The organism is Aerococcus sp. Group 2 (assembly GCF_905125285.1).
Taxonomy (GTDB): Bacteria; Bacillota; Bacilli; order Lactobacillales; family Aerococcaceae; genus Aerococcus; species Aerococcus urinae_E.
The window spans coordinates 61,171-71,699 of sequence record NZ_CAJHPA010000007.1; the positions used below are offsets into that span (position 1 = coordinate 61,171).

9 protein-coding genes and 1 pseudogene are annotated in these 10,529 nt (G+C 46.5%); 1 reads left to right on the forward strand and 9 read right to left on the reverse strand.

The annotated features are described in order from the left end of the window. Positions 1 to 59 precede the first annotated feature (59 nt). On the forward strand, positions 60 to 575 hold the full coding sequence (gene msrA, locus JFU01_RS08585; RefSeq protein WP_101560578.1) for a peptide-methionine (S)-S-oxide reductase MsrA: 516 nt from the start codon (positions 60 to 62) through the stop codon (positions 573 to 575). Between the two features lie 374 nt (positions 576 to 949). Here msrA and JFU01_RS08590 read toward each other — a convergent pair whose 3' ends face one another. The 9 genes and pseudogenes from JFU01_RS08590 to JFU01_RS08635 form a co-directional block, all read right to left on the reverse strand. Next, entirely contained in the window at positions 950 to 1,684 is a 735-nt protein-coding gene (locus JFU01_RS08590) for a glycerophosphodiester phosphodiesterase (RefSeq protein ID WP_195856653.1), read from the reverse strand. Between the two features lie 196 nt (positions 1,685 to 1,880). Further along, a complete protein-coding gene (locus JFU01_RS08595) occupies positions 1,881 to 3,236 on the reverse strand; it encodes a PFL family protein (protein ID WP_198434231.1) in 1,356 nt (451 codons plus the stop codon). 14 nt (positions 3,237 to 3,250) lie between these two features. Further along, positions 3,251 to 3,514, reverse strand: coding sequence for an ACT domain-containing protein (locus JFU01_RS08600; protein WP_060778753.1), 264 nt, complete (start codon positions 3,512 to 3,514; stop codon positions 3,251 to 3,253). Positions 3,515 to 3,640: 126 nt separating this feature from the next. Continuing rightward, a complete protein-coding gene (locus JFU01_RS08605; protein WP_195856655.1) occupies positions 3,641 to 4,084 on the reverse strand; it encodes a hypothetical protein in 444 nt (147 codons plus the stop codon). A gap of 176 nt (positions 4,085 to 4,260) precedes the next feature. Beyond that, positions 4,261 to 6,007: pseudogene (locus tag JFU01_RS08930) on the reverse strand (ABC transporter permease/substrate binding protein). Next, positions 6,000 to 7,217 carry a quaternary amine ABC transporter ATP-binding protein gene (locus tag JFU01_RS08620; protein ID WP_195856656.1) on the reverse strand — a complete coding sequence of 406 codons (1,218 nt, stop codon included), beginning with the start codon at positions 7,215 to 7,217 and terminating at the stop codon, positions 6,000 to 6,002. Before JFU01_RS08620 ends, JFU01_RS08930 begins: the two are co-directional and overlap by 8 nt. 276 nt (positions 7,218 to 7,493) lie before the next feature. Next, on the reverse strand, positions 7,494 to 8,096 hold the full coding sequence (locus JFU01_RS08625) for a class I SAM-dependent methyltransferase (RefSeq protein WP_195856657.1): 603 nt from the start codon (positions 8,094 to 8,096) through the stop codon (positions 7,494 to 7,496). Positions 8,097 to 8,355: 259 nt separating this feature from the next. Next, positions 8,356 to 9,348: a 2-keto-3-deoxygluconate permease gene (locus JFU01_RS08630; RefSeq protein WP_195856658.1), complete on the reverse strand. Its 993-nt coding sequence runs from the start codon at positions 9,346 to 9,348 to the stop codon at positions 8,356 to 8,358. A 15-nt stretch (positions 9,349 to 9,363) separates the two neighbouring features. Beyond that, positions 9,364 to 10,311: a sugar kinase gene (locus JFU01_RS08635; protein WP_195856659.1), complete on the reverse strand. Its 948-nt coding sequence runs from the start codon at positions 10,309 to 10,311 to the stop codon at positions 9,364 to 9,366. Between the last annotated feature and the right edge of the window lie 218 nt (positions 10,312 to 10,529).

A 10,529-nucleotide genomic window follows, 5' to 3' on the forward strand; every position in this document is an offset into this window, starting at 1 on the left:
AGCCAGAGCTTTTGTATAATAGTTTCAAAATAGAAAAGAGGAAGGATGTTATTATGGCTATAGAACGTGCAATCTTTGCGGGAGGCTGTTTCTGGTGCATGGTCCAACCCTTCGACCAATTGCCAGGCATTGAAGCGGTCGTTTCTGGTTATACAGGAGGACACATCGCTAACCCCAGCTACCAAGAAGTCAAAAGTGGCAAAACCGGCCACACGGAAGCGGTAGAGATCAGCTTCGATAACGCCATCATCACCTACGAAGAATTACTGGAGATTTACTGGCAACAAACCGACCCTACCGACGCTATGGGCCAGTTTGAAGACCGGGGTTCATCATACCGTCCCGAGATCTTCTACCTATCTGAAGACCAACGCCAAGCCGCTGAAGCTTCCAAAGCAGCCCTAGCCGCTAGCGGGCGTTTCGATGACCCCATCGTCACCCAAATCACCCCCGCCGGCCCCTTCTACCCAGCAGAAGACTACCACCAAGACTTCTATAAGAAGAGTCCCGATAAATACCAAGCCGACGAAAGCGCCATCGCCCGCCACCAATTTATCGAAGATAAGTGGAAATAAAAGAGTGCGAGCTGACGACAAAAAGTGAAACGCTGGAAGAAATATGCGGTAATCCTTGAAAAGGATTGCCAAATATTTCTGAAGCGGAGTTCACTTTTGTCAGCGATCAGGTTTGAAAAGGATGTGAGGACGCCATCAGAGGCTTGAATTGCTGGAGGAAAATATCATAAGCACAGCTATAAGGATGTGAGGAAGGATCAGTGAGGGAGATTCCTTGGAGGAAAAGATGATAAGATCAGCTTGCTGACCGTTCAACTTTTCTGAAAGGACATCCCCTCACCCTTCCAAACTCAACTAGAGAGTGCAACAAGCGCGAAATAAAACCAGCAGGATGTAGTGATTTCCTGCTGGTTTTTACTTTTCCACAAAGTCTGTTAATAACCGGTCAAAACGGGAGCACTTTCTAGGTAGTGACTATCATTAGTAATCACACCAGCCAGGTCCCAGTCCTTAAATTTTCGGTAGACCTTACGATCATCGACCGTCCATGCATTAATCTTAATCCCGTGGTCATGCAAGTTATTCACCGTAGCCGGGTCAAGTAACTTATAGTCAGGATGGTAGTAGCCCACTCCCCTAGCCGCGCAATAGGCTCCTGGATTTTCCAGATAGTCTTCCTGTAAGAAGGCACAAGCCAAATGAGGAGCCAAAGCCTTAACTTTAAGGATACTTTGATGGTTAAAAGAAGAAATAATCACCCGGCCCTGCATCTGGTAGTCCTCGACCAAGTCAATCACCGCTTCAACTAAGCCGGGATAAGGAAAGAGGCCAGTCTTGAGTTCAATATTCAAGGTCAAGTCCAAGGGTTTAGCCCAGGCTAATAGCTCACTTAAGTGAGGAATACGAACTAGGTCAAGGTTAAAGTTCTGAGGGTGGAGGCGGTCAAAGCAGAGTCCACGTAAGTCCGCATAGTTATAGTCACGTAGCCAGCCCCTGGCATTAGCAGTCCGATCTAAATGCTCATCGTGGCAAATCACCACCTGGCCATCCAGGGTCAATTGGACATCACACTCAATCCCATCCGCCCCAGCATCATAAGCCTTCATAAAGGACAGCATAGTATTTTCCGGATAGCGGGCGCTATAGCCACGGTGGGCATATAATTTCATTTGTGTTTGCCATCTCCTTATCTTCCTGTTTTAGTCATTAAAACTGGTCACCCTATTCATATCATCCTTATTCTAACCAGCCTTTATTAAAGCAGGGTAAATTTGAAGTAAAGTTAAAATGAACTTTGTAAAGATAAGGTAAAAAAGACTGGGCATGATTCCCAGTCTCTTGACTCAATAATCGATCGTTTACTGCTTAATTTTTCAAACCTTGAATTGGCGCAGGGATGTGGCCTCCGCGACGGATAAAGACTTCCGGCGAAGCGGTCTTCAACGGCATGATTGGTGCTGAACCAAAGAGTCCCCCAAATTCCAAGCAGTCCCCGGCTTGGTAACCAATGGCTGGAATTAAACGCACTGCCGTGGTCTTTCCATTAATCATCCCAATGGCAGCTTCATCAGCGATAATGGCCGCTAAGACTTCAGCTGTGGTTTCACCAGGAACGGCAATCATGTCTAGCCCCACTGAGCAGACTGCAGTCATGGCGGTCAGGGTTTGGAGGTCTAGGACCCCGGCTTGAGCACCAGCGATCATCCCTTCATCTTCAGAGACAGGGATAAAGGCTCCTGATAAACCACCGACCCGTTCAGCCGCCATCAAACCACCCTTCTTCACTGCGTCATTAAGGATAGCTAGGGTCGCCACTGTTCCGTGACCACCCACAGTTTCTAAGCCCATGCTCTCTAAGATGCGAGCAACGGAGTCCCCCACTGCTGGCGTAGGCGCTAGGGAAATATCCACGATCCCAAAGGGCACATCCAGAGCTTTTGAGGCTTGGCTACCGATCAATTGGCCCATCCGGGTCACTTTAAAGGCGGTCTTTTTAATGGTTTCAGCCACTTGGTTAATCGGCGCATCTTTAGGCAAGCGGTCTAAGGCTTGACGGACTACCCCAGGTCCAGAAACCCCCACATTAATCTCACAATCCGCTTCCCCACTCCCGTGGAAGGCCCCCGCCATAAAAGGATTATCCTCTACCGCATTACAGAAGACCACTAACTTGGTGGCCCCGATACATTGGCGGTCTTTTGTCACTTCAGCGGCTTGGCGGATAGTTTCTCCCATTAAGGCCACCGCATCTAAGTTAATCCCTGACCGGGTAGACCCAATGTTGACCGAAGAACAGACATTGTCGGTTTCACTTAAGGCTTGGGGGATGGATTCAATCAAGGCCCGGTCTCCCGCAGCAAAGCCTTTTTGAACCAGGGCGGAATAACCCCCAACGAGATCAATACCAATATCCTTAGTCACTTGGTCCAAGCATTTGGCGTAACGCACGGGATCTCCACCAGAAACAGCTACCAGATGGGCAATCGGAGTTACCGAAAGCCGTTTATTAATAATAGGAATCCCCAATTGCCGACTCAACTGGTCAGCCACCGGTACCAGGTCTTTAGCCTTTTGGCTGATTTTTTGTTTGATTTTCTCACAGGACCGCTCGATATCGGTGTCACAACAATCGAGTAAGGAGATCCCCATGGTGATGGTACGGACATCGAGGTGGTCCTTGGCAATCATATTGACGGTTTCTAGAATATCATTAATTTCAATCACGAGTCTGCCTCCTATAAGCGATGCATGGCCTTAAAGATATCTTCGTGCATGACCGTAATCTGCATACCTGGTATTAAGTTTTCGACGCTTTCTTGGAAATCATCAAAAGCAACTTGCCCTTCATCGACTGTCACAAGCATGGTCATGGTGAAATAATTATCCATTACCGTTTGAGCGACATCCACAATATTCACCTGGTTCTCGGCACAGGCCGTACTTACCTTAGCCAAAATCCCAACTTGATCAATACCTACAACAGTAATTACCGCGTTCATAAGCAGTAAACCTCCTTAATTTTTATGTTCCCTATCATAGCATAAGTTAAACTTTCTTAAAATATGAAAAAAGAAGTCAGAACGTTCAGTCCCGACTTCTCATCGAATGAAGGCTATTCCATTCGCTTATTCAAAGATGTCATCAACAGTGGCTTCACGATTAATCACAATATAAAGATTCCCATTATCTTTCACTTTAGAGCTCATGTAAACATTATCGACCTTATCGGTGGTAGAGGCCTTAAATGGGAAGTAGATTTCTGACTCCCGGCCGCTTGACCAACGGATGGTTAGGTATTCCAGGTCATTATTATTGACCACATTTTCAAACATACCGCCCATTAGGCCGCCTTGCACGATGCTGTTGGATTGGAAAACGTCAGCATCGGGATGGATTTCAATTTTGAAGGTCTTGCATGGGTGGATTTCAACAATATCCCCTTGACCGTTAATGCGACCATAAGAAGTGGTAATCCGGCCAATCCAGATATCTCCCACATGCTCCATAGGAACTTCCCATACCCCACCATTATGAAAATGAAACTCTAAGGACTTCATTGCTTTTGTCATTCGAATAACTCCCTTTCTTAATAATTGCTTTTTCCTTTGTTAGTAACCAAAGTTAGTGATTTATTTCACAGATTCATTATACTATGACAACAAACAAAAAAGCAAGCTTTCTTTTCAAAAAAAGCTTGCTTGTGAATTCATGATTTTTATTTTCCTTGCTTTTGTCAGCGAATGATCTATTCTGCTGTCCACTCACTGACCTTGTCTGGGTTGGCTTCAATCCATTTTTGGGCGGCTTGACTAGGATCCGTCCCATTAGCAATATCTAACATCACGGATTCCATATCTTCAAGGGTCCAATGGAAGTTAGCTAGGATTTGATAAGCCCGAGGGTTGTCTTCTTGGAAGCCTTGGCGGGTATAAGTATTAATGGTTTCTCCTTCGCCATAAACCCCTTTCGGATCTTCCAAGTATTTCAAGTCATACTTAGCAAATTTCCAGTGAGGGTTCCAGCCCGTTACCACAATCTCTTCTTGGTTATTGTAAGCTTGGCCTAGAGAAGTGGCCATGGCCCCTGAGGAAGAAGAAGCTAAGTTCCAAGATCCTAGATTAGGGTATTCTTGGAGTGCTTTTTCAGTGGAGGCCATAATACCGGCTCCCGGTTCAATCCCGGTGATGGTTTGGCCGGCTTCTGAACTCAAGTCTTCAATGGAGTTGACTTGGTCCATATAAGTCGGCACCACTAGTCCAGTACGGGCGCCTTCCAGACTGACCCCTGCATGAACAATTTGGTCACCATACTGTTCAATTTGCTCCCCATGGGTAATCGGTAACCAGGCCGACACCATGGCATCCGATTCGCCACTGGCCACCGAAGACCACATGATGGCGTTATCCAAGGGAACTTGTTCAACGTTAAAGCCTTCTTGGCGTAAGACTTCAGCAATCACTTGCGTTGAAGCCACTTCACTGTCCCAGTTCACATAAGCTAGGGTAACGGTTTCGCCACCAGCTCCGCCTCCTGAAAAGAGGCTACTTTTATAGGAATCTTCACTCCCAAAGGTTAAGAGTAAGCCAAGGACAGCTAAGAGAGCGAGGGCAATTTTTTTAAACACTATTCATCCTCCTTTACTTGTCACGTGAGGCAAAGCCATTAGTAATCCGGTCAACCACGATCGCTAAGATAACGATGGCTAAACCAGCCACGAAACCACTACCGACTTGGGCCCGTTGTAAGGCCGATAGGACATCGCGTCCTAAGCCTGGTGCCCCGATCATGGACCCAGTAACGACCATGGATAGCGCAAGCATGACGGTTTGATTGACCCCGGCCATAATGGTGGCTTGGGCTAAGGGAAGTTCTACCTTAAAGAGCTTTTGCCATGGGGTCGACCCGAAAGCGTCGGCTGCCTCGATCAATTCGGTAGAAATTTGGGTAATCCCCAGCTCGGTAAAACGAACCGTTGGTGGGAGGGCAAAGATCACGGAAGCGAAGACTCCCGGTACCATCCCAATTCCAAAGAAGGCTACCGCCGGAATCAGGTAAACAAAGGCCGGCATGGTTTGCATAAAGTCCAGAATTGGTTTGAGGATAATGTGAACCCACTTGCTCTTGGCCGACAATATCCCTAATGGAATCCCAATAATAATGGAGACCAAAGAGGAAATCAGGACCAAGGTAATGGTTTGCGTCAACTGACTCCACAAACCTTGGTTAAGAACATAACCCAAACCAAGCAGGACAAAGACTGGAACACCGAAGCGACGGTTGGTAGCAAAGTAGGCCAAGACAGCCACTAGGAGAATGAAAAGAAATGGTGGGAACCAGAGTAAGACATCATTCACCGAGTTCATCACGGTTGACCCGATACTTTGTACTACATCAAAGAGCCCTGAAAAAGTCGTGGTTAGCCAATTGGTGGCTGCTTCCACCCAGTCAGCCACTGGTAGGGGGTCTAAGGGAAATAATAGGATATTATTCATTGTTATCGCCTCCTTGTCCAGATAATTGGTCGATCACTAAACGACGGTCCACATAGCCGAGCAAGCGTTCGTCATCGTCAACCACCGCAATCGGCATATTAGTATCACTCATGAGGTCATACATTTCGTTAATTGGGGTATTGCGATTGACCAAAGGATTATCGGTACGGATAATTTCATCCACATGAATATTCTTAGTATGTTTATTTCGACGGATTAAGTCAGCCAGGTCCTTGTCAGTGACATAACCATGAATTTTACGGTCCCCGTCAATCACATACAAGGTCGAGGTATGCTCGTTTTGCATAATCTTCAAGGCCACGCGAGCACCGACCCGGTCCTTATTGAAGACATAGCCCGGAGCTTCCATAGCATTTTCAGCTGTGAAGACCTTGGACCGGTCCACGCCGCCAACGAAGGTTTCTACATAGTCATTGGCAGGATTTTCTAAGATTTCTTCCCCGGTACCAATTTGTTCAATGTGGCCGTTACGCATCAAGACAATACGGTCACCTAAACGTAAGGCTTCGTCCAAGTCGTGGGTAATAAAGACGATGGTCTTATTGAGCTTACTTTGCAGCTCAATGAGTTCGTCTTGCATGTTGGCACGAATCAAGGGGTCTAGGGCTGAGAAGGCTTCATCCATTAAGAGGATGTCGGTATCGCTAGCTAAAGCTCTCGCCAAACCTACCCGTTGCTGCATCCCACCAGAGAGTTGTTCCGGCAGTTGGTCTTGGTAGGCAGAGAGGCCCATGGTTTCTAAGGCATCTTGGGCCCGTTTCCGTCTTTCCTCGCCGTCAACACCTTGGATTTCTAGGCCAAATTCGGTATTTTCGAGAATGGTTTTATGAGGGAAAAGCGCAAAACTTTGGAAAACCATGCTGACTTTCTTACGCCGGATATTGCGCAATTCCTCATCATTGGCTTGGGTGACACTTTCCCCATCAATACTTACCTGGCCATGGGTCGGTTCAATCAGGCGGTTAAGCATCCGCAGTAAGGTTGACTTCCCTGAACCAGAAAGTCCCATAATGACAAAGATTTCGCCATCATTGACTTCAAAAGAAGCATCATAAACTCCAACCGTGGCGCCGGTTTGGTTAACGATTTCTTCTTTGGATTCACCCTTTTCCACTAATTTTTTCGCTTTATCTATGGCTTGGGCTGAGCCAAATATTTTAGTCAAATTTTCTACTTTTATTGACGCCATAATTTCTCCTCTCTCGCAATTGATAATAAAAACACAATAATAAACCTATCAAAAGCCGGCCTATATTTCAAAACTTATGACTAGCCCGTCTGTCTGAAGAGAGTTTTTCTCATTTTTCTCATCTTTTTCTCATAAAATTAAGAAAACCGCTTAGCAATAGGCATAAGCGGTGGCTTTTTTTCTATTCTTTTTTTATTTTTAATACAATGTAAAGGCTTTTCTAAGAATTTTTATTTTCCTTAAAATTTCAGCCTAAATTCTGGCCTTTTGATCGGCTTAGCGTTGGCTGACCAGGACCCAGTAGCCTTTGTCGCGGTCAATCTCGGTCACATTATTAAAGACCTCTTCCATTTTCTTTTTGGCGCTGGGGGCCCCTTGTTTCTTTTGAATAACCACAACTAAGTCGCCTTCTGCTTCCAAGTGGTCATAGGCCCCTTCAATAAAGGCGTGGACCACTTTCTTTCCAGCTCGAATGGGCGGATTGGTGATAATCAGGTCATAATCATGGTCGCTGAGGCCTTCATAGGCCGAGGAAAGGTAAAAATTAGCTGACTCGACCTGGTTCAAGGCTAAATTTTCCTTGGCCAAGGCCAAGGCCCGTTCATTGACATCAACCAGGTCCAAGTGGGCTTCGGGATAATGGTCACCGAGTACCACCCCGACTGGGCCGTAGCCAGAGCCCAAGTCCAGGATCTTATGATAGGTCTTCCCTTCCTTTAAGAGGGCCTCCAACATCACCCGGGTCCCATAGTCTAAACGCCCCCGGGAAAAGACCCCACTATCGGTGATAAATTCATAAGTCCGCCCATCGACCACAGTCTGCCAGGTCTTCTTATCATGGGCCAATTGGCTGTTATCTTCAAAATATTGATGACTCATCACTTCACATCCTTCTTAAACCTGCTCCAGTCACAGGACGAACGTCCATTTCAAAAACTGCCAACACTCAGCCAAGCTGAGTTTATGACAGTTTTTTCCAATGGTTTCGTCCTCTGTTGTGACTGTCGCACTCTTCCTCTCTATTCTACTGGTAGATCTTTCTAGCGACAAGGACAATTTACCGGTAAAAAAGCGATGGTCAGCTCTTCTGCCATCGCTTCTTGCTTTATTATTAGGACCGCGGCCCTATGCTATTGACTTATTTTTTCACTTCTTTTAAGACTTCACTGGGGGCTTCGGGAAGATTTTTCTTATCAGCTTGCTTTCTCGCCCAGGAAGTAACCAGTGGGGTCAAGATCGCGGTCACGATCACGGAAGTTGCTACAATGGCAGTCGCTGATTCAGCTACCGGTTGGAATTGTTCAGAGATTCCTGCAATCACGGCTGGAACGGCAACAGCAGCACCAGCAGTAGAGGATTGGGCCCAACCCGCTACCCCGTCTGAACCTAACCATTTAATATCTAAGAAGGAGAGCAAGCCCCCGGTAACGAGTACCACAGCCACACCAACGATCACGCCACTAAGTCCGGCTTGGAAGATGGTCTTAAAGTTCAGCGTGTAACCTAAGGCAAAGATAAAGAAAGGAATCAAAATCCCTACCCCAGGCGCATACTTATCGCGCACATCGTAGTCCAAGGTTCCTCCAATTAAGCCTAAGGCAAAGGGTAAGAGGGTAGACACGATGGAACCAAATGGGAAGCTGGCCCCGGTTAAGCCAAGGATCAACATGGTAAAGAAGGGCCCCGATTGAATAGCAATCATGGGAAAGGCAGCCAGGTCATATTCGCGCCCTTCTGGAATAATGGAGACATAAAGTCCCCCATTGGTTTGACTAAAGGCAGTCACTACTGCCAAAGTGGATACCCCAGTGAGGAGGCCGCTTTGAATGCCTTCAGCTGGTAGGATGGCACCAAGAATTAAGCCCAGCGCCAAAGCTATTAAGAGCCGGCCGCCTGATAGGAGTAAGCCCTTCTTAGCAATGTAGCCCCCAGAAGCATTGAGGTTGACTGAGGCCCCCACGCAGAAGAAGAAGCAGAACAAGACAGCGGATGACCCAGTCAAGTAGGCCCCAGTCACCCCACCAAAGTATTCGTGGGCTGTGGGCCAGAGGGTGTTGAGTAAAGTTCCCGCTAAGAGGGGCACAATAATATTTCCGCCCGGGATTTTAGCAATGGTTTTTTCAATTTTCATTTTAGACCACCTCTCTTAAGCCCGTTTGGTATTGGCCATAAATTCTTCTAATTCTTCTTGGTTAGGCAAGCCATCATTGTCGCCTTCAAAGGTCACTTGACGGGCTCCGATGGCGTTACCACGTAAGATACTGTCTTCTAAGGATAGACCTTCCTTCAAACCAGAAATCACACCGACCGCAAAGCCATCGCCGGCGCCAACGGTATCAATTGGCGTCACTTGGTAGCCAGCTACTTGCCCACTCTTCCCATCACTAGTTGCATAGTAGGCTCTGGAAGCTCCGGTTTTAACGATCACAATTTTCACACCCAAGTCCAGATAGAATTTAGCGATATCTTCCGCCTTGTCTAAACCCGTTAAGATCTTGCCTTCTTCTAAACCAGGTAGGAAGATGTCTACGGATTTAGCGGTTTCGTTAACAAATTCAACCATGCGGTCATGGTCCCATAATTGCGGACGCAAGTTAGGGTCGAAGGAAATCACCTTGCCAGCCTTGTGCATGTATTCTACTGCTTTTTTGGAGAAGTTATAACAGTCTTCTGATAAAGCTGCAAAGATGGAAGTTACATGCATATAGTCTGCTGAACCAAAGTAATCTTCGTCAAAGTCTTCCACGCTCATGGTTGAAGCCGCTGAGCCCTTACGAAAGTATTCAATGGCTGGGTCGTCTTCTTCATTCTTTTCCTTAATGTACCAACCGGTAAAGCGTTCATCGGTAGTTTGGACACCCGTGGTATCGATTCCTTCCTTAGCCATGGCCTTGGTAATAAAGCGGCCCAGCATGTCCTCACCTAACTTGGTGACTAGACCGGTTTTATGGCCTAAACGACATAAGCCCGCAGCCACATTGGTTTCCGCTCCCGCTAGAGCCCGGGACCAGTTGTTGACGTCTTCTAAAGCGCCTGGTTCATTAGCATAAAACATGTATAAAGGTTCACCAAAAGTTACAAAATCTAAATGCATATCGATTGCCTCCTCTAAGTCTTCTCACTACACTGTCAGATTAACCGTTTCGATAGCAGGTTAACCGGTTTCCTAATTAAAGAATAAAGACAAAAGCAGGAAAAGTCAAGGAAAAATGTAAGCGCTTCGATAGTATTTATTAAACATACTAAGATTAGCTCGAAGGTAAATCGACGGATTTATCTTCGAGCTATTTCTTTTTTTAGATATAGTGTAAG